The sequence below is a fragment of the Polaromonas sp. genome, assembly GCF_029945925.1.
GTDB lineage: Bacteria > Pseudomonadota > Gammaproteobacteria > Burkholderiales > Burkholderiaceae_C > Polaromonas.
The window spans coordinates 140,878-156,302 of record NZ_JAQSDN010000033.1 but is presented as its reverse complement, the minus strand read 5'-3'; the positions used below and the strand labels follow the sequence as shown (position 1 = coordinate 156,302).

The window sequence follows — 15,425 nt, the reverse complement described above, 5'->3', positions numbered from 1 at the left end:
TCCACCAACATGGATTGCGGGTCAAGCCCGCAATGACAAGACAAGAGGCAGTCCTATGGGAACACTAGCCCTCGCCGCCAAAATCACGCACGTGCCTTCGATGTACCTCAGCGAGCTGGACGGCCCGCGCAAGGGCACGCGGCAAGACGCGATCAACGGCCACCTGGAGATTGACCGGCGCTGCCGCGCCCTGGGCGTGGACACCATCGTGGTGTTCGACACGCACTGGCTGGTCAACGCGAATTACCACATCAACTGCGCGCCGCACTTCAAGGGCCTGTACACCAGCAACGAGCTGCCGCACTTCATCAGCAACATGGGTTTCGAGTTTCCGGGCAACCCGGCGCTGGGCCAGCTGCTGGCCAAAGTCTGCAATGCGCACGACGTGGAAACGCTGGCGCACGACGCGACCACGCTGAACCCGGAGTACGGCACGCTGGTGCCCATGCGTTACATGAACGCCGACCAGCACTACCAGGTGGTGTCGGTCTCTGCGCTGTGCCAGGCGCATTACCTGAACGACAGCGCGCGCCTGGGCTGGGCCATGCGCCGTGCGATTGAAGACGAGTACGAGGGCACCGTGGCTTTTTTTGCGAGTGGCTCGCTGTCGCACCGCTTTGCGCAGAACGGCCTGGCACCCGAATACGCTTTCAAAATCTGGAGCCCCTTCCTCGAAACGCTGGACCATGAGGTGGTGCGCATGTGGCAGCGCGGCGACTGGAAGGACTTCTGCGCCATGTTGCCCGAATACGCGGCCAAGGGCCACGGTGAAGGTTTCATGCATGACACCGCCATGCTGCTGGGCGCCTTGGGCTGGTCGGACTACGATGGCCAGGCGGAGGTGGTGACGCCCTACTTCGGCGCATCGGGCACGGGGCAGATCAACGCGGTGTTCCCGGTCACGCCGCAAACCGGCGCCGCCATTCCCGCTGCGCAGGCCTCGTCCGCGCAGGGCTACCAGGCCGCGAGCCGCCTCTGACAAGACAGGACAACATGCCCCACCTCGTCATCCTCTACACCCCCAACCTCGAGACCGCCACCGACATGACGGCGCTGTGCCGCGCGCTGGCCGACACCATGCTGGCTGTGAAAGACGAGGAGGGCCAACAGGTCTTCCCCACCGGCGGCACGCGGGTGCTGGCCTACCCGGCCGCGCACTACGCAGTCGCGGACGGAAAACGCGACTATGGCTTTGTCTACCTGAACCTGCGTATGGCCGCAGGCCGCTCGGACGCTACCAAAAAGAGAGCTGGTGACGCCTTGTTGGCGGGCACTGCGGCCCATTTTGATCCTTTGATGAAGGAGCGACTGGTCGGCATCACGTTGCAGGTGGAAGAAAGCCCGGGACAGGTCTACGACGGCAAACACAGCAACATTCACCCCCTTTTCAACAAATGACTTCCCCTTGCTGTCATTGCGGCCTTGAGCCGCAATCCACCGCCACCAATACCTGGATTGCGGCTCAAGGCCGCAATGACATCCTTTATGTTTGACCAAGCACTCATCACCCAGCTGGCCGCCGAACTGGACCACAGCGAGAAGACCCGCGTGCAGGTGGAGCATTTTTCAAAACGTTACCCCGGCATGACCGTGGAGGACGGCTACGCCATTTCACGCGCCTGGGTGCAAATGAAAATCGCCGAAGGGCGCGTGGCCAGGGGCCACAAGATCGGCCTGACCTCGCGCGCGATGCAGATCTCCAGCCAGATCGACTCGCCCGACTACGGCACGCTGCTGGACGACATGTTTTTTGAGCCTGGCGACATCCCGGCAGCCCGCTTCATCGCGCCGCGCGTGGAAGTGGAACTGGCCTTTGTGCTGAAGAAAAAACTGGAAGGCAGCCACATCACCGTGGACGACGTGCTGGACGCGACCGACTACGTGCAGCCCGCGATCGAGATCATCGACGCACGCATCGAGCAGTTCGACCGCCACAGCAAAGCCATGCGCAAGGTGCAGGACACCATCAGCGACAACGCCGCCAACGCGGGCATCGTACTCGGCGGGCGCAAGGTGTCGCCGCAGGGCATCGACCTGCCCTGGGTCGGCGCCATCCTGCGCCAGAATGGCGTGGTCGAGGAAACCGGCCTGGCCGCCGGCGTGCAGGGCCACCCGGCGATCGGCGTCGCCTGGCTGGCCATGAAACTCGCCCCCTGGGGCGAATGCCTGCACGCTGGCGAAGTGGTGCTGGCAGGTTCCTTCACCCGGCCGGTCGCCGCGAAAGCCGGTGACCGCTTCGACGCAGACTACGGGCCGTTGGGCCGTTTTGAATTTCTCTTTTCCTAAAAAATACCCCATGCAAACACCCGTCAACACCTTCAAGCAGGCCCTGCGCGACAAACAGGCGCAGATCGGCCTCTGGCTGGGCCTGGCCAGCCCCTACAGCACCGAGATCTGCGCCGGCGCCGGTTTTGACTGGCTGCTGATCGACGGTGAACATGCCCCCAACGACATCAACAGCATCCTGGCGCAGCTGCAGGTGATGGCCGGCTACCCGGGCTCACACCCGATCGCGCGGGTGCCCATGGGCCACGGCCATGTCGGCGAAGCGCTGATCAAGCAGTACCTCGACATTGGCGTGCAGACCTTGCTGGTGCCCATGGTGGATACGCCCGAACAGGCCGCCGCGCTGGTGCGCGCCTCGCGTTATCCGCAATACGACGCGCAGGGCAAGGACATAGGCGGCATACGCGGCATGGGCGGCGCCCGCGCCTCGCGCTGGGGCCGCTATCCGCAGTACGCGCATGAAGCCAATGCACAGGTCTGCCTGCTGGTGCAGGCAGAAACACAGCTGTCGCTCGACAACCTGGACGCCATCGCCGCCGTGGACGGTGTGGATGGTGTCTTCATCGGCCCGGCCGACCTGTCGGCGTCCATGGGCCATGTGGGTAACCCGGCCCACCCCGAAGTGCAGGCAGCGATTGCCGACGCCATCACGCGCATCACGCGGGCCGGCAAGGCCGCCGGCATCCTGACGCCCGACGAAGCCACGGCGCGCAAGTACCTGGCCCTGGGCGCCACCTTTGTGGCCGTGGGGCTGGACACCCACCTGCTGGTCCGGGCCACCAGCGCCCTGGCCGCCGCTTTCAAGACAGCGGTCGCGCCCGCGCCCGTCAGCAAAACCTACTGAGTGGAGACCGCCATGAACGCCATCCTTCAAAAACCCGGAATACATCCCGACGAATGGAAAACCCGCGTCGAGCTGGCCGCCTGTTACCGCGTGTTTGCCATGCTCGGCTGGACCGAGATGATCTACAACCACATCACGGTGCGGCTGCCGGGCAGCGTCACCGGCGACCAGAAGCAATTTCTGATCAACCCCTTCGGCCTGCATTACAGCGAAGTCACCGCTTCCAACCTGGTGAAGATCGACCTGCAGGGCAAGGTGCTGGACGGCTCGACACACCGGGTCAACCCGGCCGGCTTCACCGTGCATGCGGCGATTCACGACGGGCTGCCCGATGCCCACTGCGTGATGCACACCCACACCACCGCCGGCGTGGCGGTCGCCTGCCTGCAGGGCGGCCTGCAGCAGACCAACTTCTACACGGCCCAGTTGCATGACAAGGTGGCCTACCACGACTTCGAAGGCATCACCATCCACGCCGAGGAAGGCCCGCGCCTGGTCAACAACATCGGCACGCGGCAGGCAGTGATCTTGCGCAACCACGGCCTGCTGACCTGGGGCCACACCCTGCCGCAGGCCTTTGCCATTTTGTGGACGCTGCAGCGCGCCTGCGAAATCCAGCTGGCCACCTTCAGCATGGGCCCGGCAATTGCGGTGACAGAAGCCGTGGCGCAAAAATCCACACGCGACGCGCTGCAGTTCCAGCCGGCCTACGGCGCCGGCCAGGATGTCTTTGACGCACTCGTGCGGCAGGTTGACCGAATCGACAACAGCTATCAAAACTAGAGCGCCTTGCGCCCGTCAACAAAGGGCTTGAAGCCAAAATGACTCATAAACCCATCAACAAAGCGTGTATTTACGGCGCCGGTGCCATCGGTGGCTGGATAGGCGCCGGACTCGCGGCGGCAGGTTGCAGCATCAGCGTGGTGGCGCGCGGTGCCACGCTGGAAGCGCTGAACAGCCACGGCCTGCGTGTGGTGAGCGGCACGGAGACGCGTTCCGCGGCCGTGCAGGCCAGCGCCGACCCGGTAGCGCTGGGCGTGCAGGACCTGGTGGTCATCGCGGTGAAGGCGCCGGCGCTGCTCGACGTGGCGCGCCAGATCGCACCGCTGATCGGCCCCGACACCCTCGTCCTGACTGCGATGAACGGCGTGCCCTGGTGGTTCTTCCAGGGTTTTGGCGGCCCCTACGCTGGTACGACATTGAAGGCGGTGGATGCCACCGGCGAAATCGCCGCGGCCATTCCGGCGGCGAACATCATCGGCTGCGTTGTGCATGCGAGCTGCTCGGTCGATGCGCCCGGCGTGATTCGTCACCATTTCGGCAACGGCCTCATCATCGGCGAGCCTTCGGGCGCGCAGAGCCCACGTGTGCAGGCGCTGGCGGAGCTGCTGGTGCGCGCCGGTTTTGCGGCCAGCGTGTCGCCGCAGATCCAGAAAGATGCCTGGTACAAGCTCTGGGGCAACATGACGGTCAACCCGATCAGCGCCTTCACCGGTGCCACCACCGACCTGATCCTGGGCGACCCGCTGGTGCGCGATTTCATCTCAAAAATCATGCTCGAAGCCAAGGAGATAGGCGCACGCATCGGCCTCCCGATTGACCAGCAGCCGGAAGACCGGCATGCGGTGACGCTCAAGCTGGGCGCCTTCAAGACCTCCATGCTGCAGGACGTGGAAGCCGGCAAGGCGGTCGAGCTCGACGCCCTGGTCACCGTGGTGAAGGAGCTGGGCGAACTGACGCAGGTGCCTACCCCCTTCACCGACGCGCTGCTCGGCCTGGCCCGGCTGCACGCCCGAGTGCACGGCCTTTACGGATACCCCGCTCCTTCCCCATGAGCCACATCCAGGTCATACAACTCACCCGCACTGGCGGCCCCGAGGTCCTTGAACTGGCCGAACGGCCGCTGCCGCAGCCAGCGCCCCATGAAGTTCGCGTGCGAGCCCTGGCCATCGGCGTGGGCAAGCCCGACGCCCTGATCCGCAAGGGCGTCTATCAGTGGATGCCGCCTCTTCCCGCCGTGCCCGGCAATGAAATGGCCGGAGTGATCGACGCGCTAGGCACCGGCGTCAGCGGTTTGCATGAAGGCCAGCAGGTGCTGGTCAGTGCGCGCGAACTGCCGCAGCGCGGTGGCTGCTACGCGGAAGCGATCTGCGTGCCGGCCGAAGCGGTGTATCGGCTGCCCGATGCGGTATCGGCAACCGATGCCGTGACTCTGGGCAACTACCAGTTGGCCGGCGCCTTGCTTTACGAGTCCGGCATACGCCGGCCCGCAAGCCTGCTGATTCATGGCGCCGCCGGCGGCGTTGGCACAGCCGTTCTGCAACTGGCCCAAGCCGCTGGCCTGCTGGCGATCGGCACCGTAAGCAGCGACGACAAGTTCGACTTTGCCCGCGCCGCCGGCGCGCAGCATGTGATCCACCGCGGCACGCACAACGTGCATGCGGAGGTGATGGCGCTGACGAGTGGCCGCGGCGTGGACCTGGTGCTTGACCACGTGGGAGGGCCGGCATTTACGGCGAATCTTGATTTGCTGGCTCCGTTGGGCACACTGCTGTCCTACAACGCATTGGCCGGCTTGCCGGAAGAAAATCTCCTGGGAGCGTTGCGCCGGCTCATGGGCAAGAGCCTGGGCGTGCGCTGTTACTCCATCCACAGCCTGGACCAACTCCCGGCGACGCGGCGTTCCCTGATGGAACGCGCTATTTCGCTGATGGCGGCCGGCAACCTGCGGCCGCCACCGCCGACCCTGCTGCCGCTGGCCGAGGCGCAGCGCGCGCACGAACTGCTCGATGCCGGCCTGACGCTGGGCAAGCTGGTACTGCTGCCGCGCGGCACAACTGCGGCATGAGAACGAATGAACAGGTCAGCGCGGCACGCCACCCAGGTCCGGTCCTGAGCTGTCTTGTCAGCGTTGGCCGTCGCCGACCGACACGGCTTCCTTGGTCAGGCCGCCCAAACGCGAGTGCACGCGACCGCCTGTCCCCATAACCAGCGCGAACAGAATTTCCTTGGGTCGCGGCGCGTCCTGGATGCCGATTTCCATCGAGTTGTAGTGACTGCGTACATAGCAGGCATGGATGTAGTGCAGCGGCACCATCAGGCGGTAACCGGTGGCGGCCACGGCCTTGGCCGAAGGCACGATGGCTTTGGGCTCGTCCAGCACAGCACGCATGGCCCACCCGCCCGCCTCGTGCCACACGGCGGCGTGCTCCAGTTCACCATCGACACCGACAATCGCAGCTTTGCTGTAGACCTCGACATTTTCCTTGCCCAGCAGGTCGACCAGTTCCTTGGCCAGCAGCGTGCCCAGTGAACGCAATTCCGCCATGAAGGGCATCAAGTCGGACTCGTAACGGCCGGCATAGGGATTGCGGATCACAGCGCAGGCCGCAGCCAGGCGCAGCGGGGTAGCCACCGGCGGCCCTCCCTCGTGATAGATGGTCTCGCAGGTGAGGCTGCGTTTTCGGATTTCGATCAACGACATGACAGAATTTTCCTGCTTACTGTTTGGGAATCTTGGCTTCGGCGACGACCTGGATCCAGCGGGTCAGTTCTGCCGCCACCATGGCCTTCATTTCTTCCGGCGTGCTGCCCCGCGCTTCGCCACCAATGTCTTCAAGACGGGCCTTGACCGCCGGGATCTGCAACGCCTTCAACACCTCCGCATTGAGGCGGTCAATGATGGCTCGCGGTGTGCCCGCAGGCGCCAGCAGCCCGGCCCAGGAGCGGACGTCGTAACCGGCAACGCCCTGCTCGCTGACCGTGGGCACATCGGGCAGACCCGGCCAGCGTTGCGGACCGGTTGTAGCCAATGCCCGCAACTTGCCGGCCTTGATGTTGCTCAGCACGGCCGTGGGGGGCGCGATGATGAAGGGTACGTCGCCGGCCAGCAGCGCCGTTAATGACGCCGAGTCGCCACGGTAGGGCACATGCATCATCTGGACGCTGGCCATCTTGGCCAGCAATTCACCAGCCAGATGGTGCGTCGATCCGATGCCAGCCGTGCCGTAGGCCACGGTGCCGGGCGCGCCGCCCGCAGCCGCCATCACGTCGCGAAAGCTTTTGAACTTCGAGTCGGCGCTGGTGACGATGAGAAAGGGAAAATAAGTGATGGTAGACACCATCTCGAAGCTGCCGACGGTCTGGTAAGGCAGCGCGTTGTAAAGGGCGCCGGCCACCACATGGCCACCGGTGGCCAGCGACAGGGTGTAGCCATCGGGTTTGGCACGCGCCACAGCAGCGGCGGCGATGGTGCCGCCTGCACCGGCCAGCGACTCAACCACGATGGGCTGGCCCAGGGCCCTGCCCATTTCGCCACCCACCAATCGCGCAATGGCGTCGGCATTGCCCCCGGGCGCAAAGCCCTGGAGGATCTTGATGGGTCGGTCTGGATAGCTCTGCGCCCAGCCAGGAAATCCAGCGCTCGCTGCGGCAGCTCCCGCTGCAAGAAAAAGTCGTCGATCCATTTTTGTCTCCTTTTGTAAATTGATGAGCAATCTTGACGTTGCTTAACTACTTCTTGAGAGCGGGGCACAGGGCACGCCAGTACTGTCTGGTTCAGTCGCCAGCAACGACCGGGTTGCGCAGCGTCCCTATGCCTTCGATCTCCACTTCCACCACGTCACCATCGCGCATCACCTTCGGCGGCTTGCGGCTCCAGCCCACACCCGCCGGCGTGCCGGTCGCAATCACATCACCCGGCACCAGCGTGAAGATGGTGGAGGCATAGTTGATCAGCGTGGGAATGTCGAAAATCATGTTGCCTGTGTGGCTGGACTGCTCGACCACCCCGTTGAGGCGCGTCTCCAGCTTCAGCTGGCGGCCCGGTGCAATCTCGTCAGCCGTCACCATCCATGGACCGAAGCCACCGGTGGCCTCGAAGTTCTTGCCGGAAGCGATCTGCTTGGCATGGAACTGCCATTCACGCACGCTGGCATCGTTGTAGCAGGAGTAGCCAGCCACGTGGTCATAAGCCTTGTCCAGCGGGATGTTGCGGCCCGGCTTGCCGATGATGACGGCAAGCTCGCCTTCCCAGTCCATCGAATCGGACACCGACGGGTTGACAATGGGCTGGTTGTGTGCCGTTTGCGAGCGCCATACGCGCAGGAAGATGGGTGGCTTCTCCGACAACTCGCGATGCATGCCTGCCGCCACCACTTCCTGGTGATGGTCCATGTAGTTGCGCACGGCGCAGACAATTTTTTCCGGACGGGGAATCACCGGCAGGTAGTGAATGTCCGCCAGCTTGCCATCGACCGGCTGGCCTTTGACATGCTCGGCCGCCTGCAAATACGCGCCCGAGGCGATGTAGTCCGCCAAAGCGGGTTCCCGCGGCCTGGCACGACTCAGGTTGACCACGGAGTCGCCTACAGCGGCGCCATAGGATTCGTGGCCTTCGTGCAGATATGACAGTAATTTCATGAAATTTCCAGAACGGTAAATAAAAAGCAGGAAAAGGTAAGAACCTGGGCTCACGCCGAAGGGGCAGCCCGCTGAAACTTCGCCCGCCATTCCTCCAGCGGCATGAATGTCGGATCGGCGCGGCAGATGGCTTCCGTCTCACGCATCAGCTCTTCGTCGCTCTTGCTCAGATCGAGCGCGTCGCCATGCGGCTGGGCCACGTAATAGGGTGTGTCGATGTAGACCTCCACCGTGTTGCCTTCCGGATCTGAAAAATATATCGACAACGCATTGCCGTGGTTGAGGCCGCGCAGGTTGGTGGCGCCACGCGCCAGCGCGAGGACCTGGATGTCGCGGATATGCTGGATGCTGGGCACGGCGAACGAAATCTGCATCACGGTACTGAAGCTGGCCTCCTCCGGCCGGCCGGAGGCAAGCACCAGCTGGTGGTGCTGGTCAGGGCTGGCGCTCATGAACACCAGCTCACTCTTGAATGTGCGGCCCCGGCCGCGATCAGTCACCGTCAGTCCGAACACCTGGGTGTAGAAGTCCACCATGCGCTCGGTGTCGGTCACGAAGATCCCGAAATGCGAGGGCGTGGGACGGGTCACTGAAAGCATGAAGTGTCTCCTTGGAGGGGGTATTTATCTGCACGGGCCAGTTCACGCGGCCGCGGCTTCGAGCCGCTTGAGCGCGGCCTCGACATTCCTTTGCGTGCCATGAATGTGGTCGGCCAACAACATGCAGGCGGTGTCGACGTCGCGTTTGAGCACCGCATTCATCAGCCTGCGGTGTTCCTTGTTCTTGTTGCGGACGATGACGCGATGGCGCGCCGAGAAACGGCGGTAGCGCTCGGCCTGGTCAAACAGACTGGCACACATCGCCAGCTGGCGCTGCGACGGACAAGCCGCCAGCAGGGACAAATGGAAATCGCGGTGCAGCCGACTCCATTCGTCACCCAGCAGCGCCGGGCCGTCGCCAAGTTGCGACTCGATTTTTTCGAGCAGGTGGGAGGCCGCCACAATGCCGGCTTCCCAGGCGGCATCGCCCTGCTGCACCGACGCGCGCAACGCCTGCACATCGAGTAACAGCCGCATGTGGGTGATATCGGCCAGGTCAGCCCGGGAAATGGCCGCCACGCGAAAGCCGCGCCGCTCGTCGGCCTTGACCAGACCCTCCTGACTCAGGCGGTTCAAGGCCTCGCGAAGCGGGCTGCTGGAAAAACCATAGCTGGTTTGAAGCTCGTCGATCTTGAGCTTCGCGCCCGGCTCGAACTCGCCGAACAGCACATCGCGGCGAAGGCTCGCAAACGCCTGCTCGGACAAAGGTATGGCGGGAATCGAAGGGGAGGCTTCCATGGGCAGTATTTGGGTGTTGGCAAATTTTATGCATAAAATAACTTTTTGTGCAACATATGGCAAACCCCTATCCCGGGTGCAGGCATCCCATAGACGACAATCTGCCAGTACGCCTGTCTTCCTCAAGGTTGGCGCACACTTGCGTTTTGGCGTCAAAATGACGCACCTTTCATGAAGATTGCCCCAGAGTGGCAGTCACTCAACACGTCGTCCGGCCTGCCCTGGCCTAACACCCCGAATCAGCATGACTTCAAAGCGCGCCCTGAGCGGAACTGCTTTCGCCACACTGCTCCTCATCGCACTGATGATGGGCGCCAACCATGTCGCAGCGCGTCTGGCCTTCAACAACGGCGTGGACGTGGCGACCGCGGTTACTTTTCGCAGCGTGGGCACCGCGCTGGCAGTGGCTGCCCTGCTGGCCATCCAGCGTGTGCCCCTGCGCTTCACCGCACGCAACAAACGCATCCTGCCGGTCATCGGCCTGCTGATCGCGGTGCAGAGCCTGTGCCTGTATTCGGCCGTAGCACGGCTGCCGGTGGCGCTGGCCCTGCTGGCCTTCAACACCTACCCGATCTGGACGGCGCTGTGGGACTGGGTGCTGTACCGCCGCTCGCCCGAGCGCGCCCTGCTGCTGGCCATGCCGGTGATCCTGATCGGGCTGGCGCTGGCGCTCGACGTGCTGGGCGCCGCTTCGGGCCTGGGCGCCGCCGGGCAGTGGGGCCGCATCGGCACCGGGGTGGCCTTTGCGCTGGCGGCAGCGGCCACCTTCGGCGTGGCGCTGGTGCTGACTCAGCACGAGGCCGGCGATGTCGATGGCCGTGTGCGCACCCTGACCACCATGAGCATCGTCGGCCTGTTTGCCCTGGCGGGCGTGGCAGTGCAGGGCGGCTTTCAGCTGCCCCAGGCGGCCATCGGCTGGTGGGGCCTGGCGGCGCTGACTTTTCTGTATGGCACCGCTTTCACCATCATGTTCACCGTGCTGCCCAAGCTGGGCGTGGTCGGCAACTCGGCCATCATGAACGTCGAGCCGGTGTTCGCGCTGGTGCTGGCCTGGCTGATTCTGGGTCAGGCGATTGCGCCGGTGCAGGTGGCCGGCGCCCTGCTTGTCGTGGGGGCGGTGATGGTGCTGGGCTTGCGCAAGCGTTAAGCCGGCTCAGCCCTCACAAGGTTCACGGCTATAATTGCTATACATGTATATCGGAGATTGCCATGCTTGCCATCAGATTGCCTGAACCTATCGAACAGCGCCTGAATGCCCTGGCCCAGGAAACCGGACGGACCAAAACCACGCTGGCACGTGAGGCCATCCTTGAGTTCATCGACGACCTGGAAGACTACTACCTGGCCGAAGCCCGCGCGCGCAAGAACCGCAAAACCATCCCGCTTGAAGACGTGGAGCGCCAGCTTGGTCTGGGCCGTTGAATTCGACCCTGATGCCGTTAAGGACCTGAAGAAACTCGACAAGCAGGTTCAAGCGCGCATTCTTGAATTCCTGCGCGAGCGCCTGGCCCGCCTGGACAACCCTCGCGAACTGGGCGAGGCACTGGCAGGCAGCAAGCTGGGCAACTACTGGAAATACCGCGTGGGCGATTGGCGCATCATCTGCGACCTGCAGGATCGGCGTATCGTGGTTCGTGTCCTGCGCGTGGGTAATCGGCGCGAGGTTTACCGATAGCCCTGAAAGGCCCGGTCCGCACATGACGGCGGAATTCGCCAGACTCCTGGACCTTGGGCTCAGCGACAAGAACCGCCAAATGATTGGGCGACTTATTGAGGTTCTCGTCATTCATGACCCCACGCCGTTCGGGCTGGGCCTGTCATGATTTATGGACGTCTCCACAGAAACAGCCGCCGCGCCTGAAACCCACCTTCTGTTTCACTCCACCACCACCGGCACGCGCGGTGCCACGGCGCACATCAACTCATAACCGACCGTGCCCGCGGCCGCTGCGATCTCGTCGATCGGCAACACGGCGCCGCTGGACGCGCGCCCCCACAAGGTCACGTCCGACCCCATGCCCGCATCGGGCACCGGCGTCAGGTCCACCGTGATCATGTCCATGCTGACGCGGCCCACCATGCGTGTGCGCACGCCCTGCACCAGCACCGGTGTACCGGTCGTGCAATGCCGCGGGTAGCCGTCGGCATAACCGCAGGCCACGACGCCAATGCGCAGCGGGCCGTCGGCGGTGAAGCTGGAACCGTAACCCACCGTGTCGCCCGCCACCAGGTGTTGCACCCCAATGATTTTCGACGCCAGCGTCAGGGTCGGCTGCAAGCCCCAGTCGGCGGCGCTGTGCTCGGGAAAATCGGGTGAACTGCCATACACCGCGATGCCGGGCCGCACCCAGTCGGACTTCTCGCCGATGGCCAGGCCATGGCGCAGGGTGGCCGCGCTGTTGCTGAGCGTGCGCTCGCCGGGCAGGTCATGCGTGACCGCTTCGAAGACCTGCAGCTGGTGGGTTATCCCGCGCGCGCCGTCGGCATCGCTGAAATGGGTCATCAGCGAAATTTCTTCCACCTGCGGCAAGGCGTTGAGCCGCGTCCAGGCCGCGCGGTAACGCTCGGGCGTGAAGCCCAGGCGGTTCATGCCCGAGTTCATCTTGAGAAAGACACGGTGCGGCACCTGGGTCTTGTGGGCCGCGAGCATGTCGATCTGCTCGTCGCAATGAATGGCGTGCCACAGGCCCAGACGTGAACAGAGCTCGAGGTCGCGCGCGTCAAAACAGCCCTCCAGCAGCAGGATGGGGCCGCGCCAGTCGAGCGCACGCAGGCGCTGGGCCTCGGCCAGGTCCAGCAGGGCAAAGCCGTCGGCGCTGCGCAGTGCATCAAACACGCGCTCGATGCCGTGGCCGTAGGCATTGGCCTTGACGACGGCCCAGACTCGGGCGTCCGGCGCAGCAGCGCGCGCGCGCGCCAGGTTGTGGCTGAGGGCGGCGGCATGAACAGTGGCAAGAATGGGGCGGGGCATGTCAGGCAAGGGCTCGTGGTAGGGGTGGTGGCAGTGGGAAAACAGGACGGGACTGGGGTTAACGCAGGCTTGTCAAGACCTATTTGTCGATTCTGCCATCCTGCCGCGTGCTATAAACCTTGATAGTCAGGAGACATTCACTTTTATCGTGCCGCATCAGACTGCCTGATGCATTCGCCACAGTGATCAACACCGTTCAATGAAGCTGAAGCGCGGTTTTTACACCATCATGGCAGCCCAGTTTTTCAGCTCTCTGGCTGATAACGCGCTGTTCGTCGCCGCCGTGGAGCTGCTCAGAACCAGTGGCGCGCCCAAATGGCAACCAGCCGCGCTGGTGCCGATGTTTGCGCTGTTTTATGTGGTGCTGGCGCCTTTTGTCGGCGCCTTCGCCGATGCGCAGCCCAAGGGCAAGGTCATGTTCATCAGCAACGCCATCAAGGTGGTGGGCTGCCTGATGATGCTGTTCGGCACACACCCCTTGATGGCCTACGCGATTGTCGGCCTGGGCGCTGCCGCCTACTCCCCGGCCAAATACGGCATCCTCACCGAGTTGCTGCCGGCCTCGCAGCTGGTCAAGGCCAACGGCTGGATCGAAGGCCTGACGATTGCCTCCATCATCCTGGGCGTGCTGCTCGGAGGTCAGCTGGTCGGCCATTCGGTGTCGCACCTGCTGCTGTCGTTCGACTTCCCCGTCATCGACACCGGCATCGACACGCCGCCCGAAGCCGCCATCTGCGCGCTGATCATCCTGTATGCGATCGCGGCCTGGTTCAACACGCGGATTCCCCTCACCGGCGTGGAGATGCGTCCGATGCCGCGCAACAAGCTCGAGCTGCTGCCCGATTTCTGGAATTGCAACGCAGCGCTGTGGCGCGACAAGCTGGGCCAGATCTCGCTGGCGACCACCACGCTGTTCTGGGGCGTGTCGGGCAACCTGCGCTACATCGTGCTGGCCTGGAGCGCGGCGGCACTGGGCTACAGCACCACGCAGGCGTCGTCACTGGTCGGGGTGGTGGCCATCGGCACGGCGGCCGGTGCGATCCTGGCGTCGATGCGCATGCGGCTGGAACACGCCACCATGGTGATGCCGCTGGGCATTGCCATGGGCGTGCTGGTGATCCTGATGAATTTCATCACCAACGTCTGGGTGGCCGCACCCTTTCTGATTCTTCTCGGCGGCCTGGGCGGTTTTCTGGTGGTGCCGATGAACGCGCTGTTGCAGCACCGCGGCCACAACCTGATGGGCGCCGGCCGCTCCATCGCCGTGCAGAACTTCAACGAGCAGGCCTGCATTCTGGCGCTGGGCGCCGGCTACAGCCTGTCCACCGGCATGGGCCTGTCGGCCTTCGGCGCGATCACCGCCTTTGGCGTGGTCGTGGCCGGTTTCATGTGGCTGATCCAGCGCTGGCACAAAAGCAACTGCATCAAATACAAAGAACAGGTGGACCACCTGCTGACCATCGCGCGCAGCGACAACTCGCACTGATGCGCGAGGCATGGATGTGCGGCCCTGCCGTGGCCCCGGGGAGTCAGATGCCGTGATCCACCGTGGCGCCACGCTGGCCGCATCCGCGCTGGTCTTCAACGCCTTTGTCTGGGGCGTGTCCTGGTGGCCGTTTCGCGAGCTGCAGTCGCAGGGGCTGCACCCCCTGTGGTCGACTGCGCTGATCTACTTCTTTTCGCTGGCCTGCATCTCGGCATGGCGGCATGGCGGCTGGCGCAGCTTCGCGCGGCATCCGCAGCTCTGGTGGCTGGCCGTCGCCGCAGGGCTGACCAACGTCGGCTTCAACTGGGCCGTGACCGTCGGGGACGTGGTGCGGGTGGTGCTGCTGTTTTACCTGATGCCGGCGTGGTCCGTGCTGCTGGCCTGGGGCCTGCTGGGGGAAAAACCGACCCGCGCTTCGCTGCTGCGCCTGGCGCTGGCGATGGCGGGTGTGCTGATCGTGCTGAAGTCACCCGGCTCGCCCTGGCCGGTACCGCACAGCGCAGCCGACTGGCTCGCCCTGATGGGAGGCCTGAGCTTTGCCGCCACCAACGTGCTGCTGCGCAAGCTGGCGTACACGCCCAGCGAATCCCGCATGATGGCCATGTTTGGCGGCGGCGGCCTCATGGCCACCGCCACTGCGCTGCTGGGCATGGGATGGCACATCGTGCCGGCGCCGGTCTGGAGTACCTCGTGGGCCGGCGTCGCGCTGGGCCTGGCTGCGGCCTTCCTGCTCAGCAACATGGCGCTGCAGTATGGCGCGGCGCGCCTGGCGGCCAGCACCACCGCACTCGTGATGTTGACCGAAATCCTGTTTGCCAGCCTGTCGGCGGCCGCACTGGGCGCAGCGGAATTCAGCCCGCGCACGCTGCTGGGCGGCAGCCTGATTGTGCTGGCCGCCTTGCTCGCAGCCACGGCGCCGGCGCCCTTGAGGAAATAGCCCCCACGTTCGTTCACTGCGTGTAACCCTCTGCCCCCCGAGGGGGGCGCTGCGCCTGCGGACTGGCAAAGCCAGATCCGCGGCCCCTGCTTGAATTTATGAGCCCCCACGCTCCCTCGCTGCAGTACAGTGGCAGGTCCAAC

Annotated in this window: 18 protein-coding genes; 12 read left to right on the top strand and 6 right to left on the bottom strand. The window is 64.3% G+C overall.

What is annotated here, in order from left to right:
- The first annotated feature begins 55 nt into the window (after positions 1-55).
- From hpaD to PSV40_RS08245, 7 genes are all read left to right on the top strand, one after another.
- On the top strand, positions 56-979 hold the full coding sequence (gene hpaD, locus PSV40_RS08275; RefSeq protein ID WP_300536429.1) for a 3,4-dihydroxyphenylacetate 2,3-dioxygenase: 924 nt from the start codon (positions 56-58) through the stop codon (positions 977-979).
- Positions 980-993: 14 nt separating this feature from the next.
- Positions 994-1,398, top strand: a complete 405-nt coding sequence (locus tag PSV40_RS08270) for a 5-carboxymethyl-2-hydroxymuconate Delta-isomerase (RefSeq protein ID WP_300536427.1) — start codon at positions 994-996, stop codon at positions 1,396-1,398.
- Between the two features lie 87 nt (positions 1,399-1,485).
- Entirely contained in the window at positions 1,486-2,286 is an 801-nt protein-coding gene (gene hpaH, locus PSV40_RS08265; RefSeq protein ID WP_300536425.1) for a 2-oxo-hept-4-ene-1,7-dioate hydratase, read from the top strand.
- 10 nt (positions 2,287-2,296) lie between these two features.
- Positions 2,297-3,130 (top strand): aldolase/citrate lyase family protein, encoded by an 834-nt coding sequence (locus PSV40_RS08260; protein WP_300536424.1) that lies wholly within the window; start codon positions 2,297-2,299, stop codon positions 3,128-3,130.
- Between the two features lie 12 nt (positions 3,131-3,142).
- The gene (locus PSV40_RS08255) at positions 3,143-3,913 is read left to right on the top strand and encodes a class II aldolase/adducin family protein (protein ID WP_300536422.1); all 771 of its coding nucleotides are present in this window, start codon (positions 3,143-3,145) and stop codon (positions 3,911-3,913) included.
- A 38-nt stretch (positions 3,914-3,951) separates the two neighbouring features.
- Complete coding sequence (locus PSV40_RS08250) at positions 3,952-4,965, top strand: 2-dehydropantoate 2-reductase (RefSeq protein ID WP_300536420.1); 1,014 nt, start codon at positions 3,952-3,954, stop codon at positions 4,963-4,965.
- A complete protein-coding gene (locus PSV40_RS08245) occupies positions 4,962-5,978 on the top strand; it encodes a zinc-dependent alcohol dehydrogenase family protein (protein WP_300536418.1) in 1,017 nt (338 codons plus the stop codon). Before PSV40_RS08250 ends, PSV40_RS08245 begins: the two co-directional genes overlap by 4 nt.
- A gap of 57 nt (positions 5,979-6,035) precedes the next feature.
- Here PSV40_RS08245 and PSV40_RS08240 read toward each other — a convergent pair whose 3' ends face one another.
- From PSV40_RS08240 to PSV40_RS08220, 5 genes are all read right to left on the bottom strand, one after another.
- Complete coding sequence (locus tag PSV40_RS08240; RefSeq protein WP_300536416.1) at positions 6,036-6,614, bottom strand: amino acid synthesis family protein; 579 nt, start codon at positions 6,612-6,614, stop codon at positions 6,036-6,038.
- A gap of 16 nt (positions 6,615-6,630) precedes the next feature.
- A complete protein-coding gene (locus tag PSV40_RS08235) occupies positions 6,631-7,596 on the bottom strand; it encodes a tripartite tricarboxylate transporter substrate binding protein (RefSeq protein WP_300536414.1) in 966 nt (321 codons plus the stop codon).
- Positions 7,597-7,687: 91 nt separating this feature from the next.
- Entirely contained in the window at positions 7,688-8,551 is an 864-nt protein-coding gene (locus tag PSV40_RS08230; protein ID WP_300536412.1) for a fumarylacetoacetate hydrolase family protein, read from the bottom strand.
- Between the two features lie 50 nt (positions 8,552-8,601).
- On the bottom strand, positions 8,602-9,150 hold the full coding sequence (locus PSV40_RS08225; protein WP_300536411.1) for a VOC family protein: 549 nt from the start codon (positions 9,148-9,150) through the stop codon (positions 8,602-8,604).
- Positions 9,151-9,192: 42 nt separating this feature from the next.
- On the bottom strand, positions 9,193-9,888 hold the full coding sequence (locus PSV40_RS08220; RefSeq protein ID WP_300536409.1) for a GntR family transcriptional regulator: 696 nt from the start codon (positions 9,886-9,888) through the stop codon (positions 9,193-9,195).
- Positions 9,889-10,132: 244 nt separating this feature from the next.
- On the opposite strand from PSV40_RS08220, the gene PSV40_RS08215 reads away from it, so the two are divergent.
- The 3 genes from PSV40_RS08215 (at position 10,133) to PSV40_RS08205 (ending at position 11,563) form a co-directional block, all read left to right on the top strand.
- Positions 10,133-11,035, top strand: coding sequence for a DMT family transporter (locus PSV40_RS08215; RefSeq protein WP_300536407.1), 903 nt, complete (start codon positions 10,133-10,135; stop codon positions 11,033-11,035).
- 62 nt (positions 11,036-11,097) lie between these two features.
- Positions 11,098-11,310 (top strand): DUF6290 family protein, encoded by a 213-nt coding sequence (locus PSV40_RS08210; RefSeq protein ID WP_300536405.1) that lies wholly within the window; start codon positions 11,098-11,100, stop codon positions 11,308-11,310.
- Positions 11,294-11,563: a type II toxin-antitoxin system RelE/ParE family toxin gene (locus PSV40_RS08205; RefSeq protein WP_300536402.1), complete on the top strand. Its 270-nt coding sequence runs from the start codon at positions 11,294-11,296 to the stop codon at positions 11,561-11,563. Before PSV40_RS08210 ends, PSV40_RS08205 begins: the two co-directional genes overlap by 17 nt.
- A gap of 201 nt (positions 11,564-11,764) precedes the next feature.
- On the opposite strand, the gene alr is transcribed toward PSV40_RS08205, so the two are convergent.
- On the bottom strand, positions 11,765-12,859 hold the full coding sequence (gene alr / locus PSV40_RS08200; RefSeq protein WP_300536593.1) for an alanine racemase: 1,095 nt from the start codon (positions 12,857-12,859) through the stop codon (positions 11,765-11,767).
- A 205-nt stretch (positions 12,860-13,064) separates the two neighbouring features.
- On the opposite strand from alr, the gene lplT reads away from it, so the two are divergent.
- Both lplT and PSV40_RS08190 read left to right on the top strand, forming a co-directional pair.
- Positions 13,065-14,345: a lysophospholipid transporter LplT gene (lplT, locus tag PSV40_RS08195; RefSeq protein ID WP_300536591.1), complete on the top strand. Its 1,281-nt coding sequence runs from the start codon at positions 13,065-13,067 to the stop codon at positions 14,343-14,345.
- A gap of 52 nt (positions 14,346-14,397) precedes the next feature.
- Positions 14,398-15,282, top strand: a complete 885-nt coding sequence (locus PSV40_RS08190) for a DMT family transporter (RefSeq protein WP_300536401.1) — start codon at positions 14,398-14,400, stop codon at positions 15,280-15,282.
- Positions 15,283-15,425: the final 143 nt, after the last annotated feature.

What these genes read in the sequence shown, in the direction of transcription:
- hpaD (WP_300536429.1), top strand. Translation starts at nt 56, where the DNA reads ATGGGAACACTAGCCCTCGCCGCCAAAATCACGCACGTGCCTTCGATG.
- PSV40_RS08270 (WP_300536427.1), top strand. Translation starts at nt 994, where the DNA reads ATGCCCCACCTCGTCATCCTCTACACCCCCAACCTCGAGACCGCCACC.
- hpaH (WP_300536425.1), top strand. Translation starts at nt 1,486, where the DNA reads ATGTTTGACCAAGCACTCATCACCCAGCTGGCCGCCGAACTGGACCAC.
- PSV40_RS08260 (WP_300536424.1), top strand. Translation starts at nt 2,297, where the DNA reads ATGCAAACACCCGTCAACACCTTCAAGCAGGCCCTGCGCGACAAACAG.
- PSV40_RS08255 (WP_300536422.1), top strand. Translation starts at nt 3,143, where the DNA reads ATGAACGCCATCCTTCAAAAACCCGGAATACATCCCGACGAATGGAAA.
- PSV40_RS08250 (WP_300536420.1), top strand. Translation starts at nt 3,952, where the DNA reads ATGACTCATAAACCCATCAACAAAGCGTGTATTTACGGCGCCGGTGCC.
- PSV40_RS08245 (WP_300536418.1), top strand. Translation starts at nt 4,962, where the DNA reads ATGAGCCACATCCAGGTCATACAACTCACCCGCACTGGCGGCCCCGAG.
- PSV40_RS08240 (WP_300536416.1), bottom strand. Translation starts at nt 6,614, where the DNA reads ATGTCGTTGATCGAAATCCGAAAACGCAGCCTCACCTGCGAGACCATC.
- PSV40_RS08235 (WP_300536414.1), bottom strand. Translation starts at nt 7,596, where the DNA reads ATGGATCGACGACTTTTTCTTGCAGCGGGAGCTGCCGCAGCGAGCGCT.
- PSV40_RS08230 (WP_300536412.1), bottom strand. Translation starts at nt 8,551, where the DNA reads ATGAAATTACTGTCATATCTGCACGAAGGCCACGAATCCTATGGCGCC.
- PSV40_RS08225 (WP_300536411.1), bottom strand. Translation starts at nt 9,150, where the DNA reads ATGCTTTCAGTGACCCGTCCCACGCCCTCGCATTTCGGGATCTTCGTG.
- PSV40_RS08220 (WP_300536409.1), bottom strand. Translation starts at nt 9,888, where the DNA reads ATGGAAGCCTCCCCTTCGATTCCCGCCATACCTTTGTCCGAGCAGGCG.
- PSV40_RS08215 (WP_300536407.1), top strand. Translation starts at nt 10,133, where the DNA reads ATGACTTCAAAGCGCGCCCTGAGCGGAACTGCTTTCGCCACACTGCTC.
- PSV40_RS08210 (WP_300536405.1), top strand. Translation starts at nt 11,098, where the DNA reads ATGCTTGCCATCAGATTGCCTGAACCTATCGAACAGCGCCTGAATGCC.
- alr (WP_300536593.1), bottom strand. Translation starts at nt 12,859, where the DNA reads ATGCCCCGCCCCATTCTTGCCACTGTTCATGCCGCCGCCCTCAGCCAC.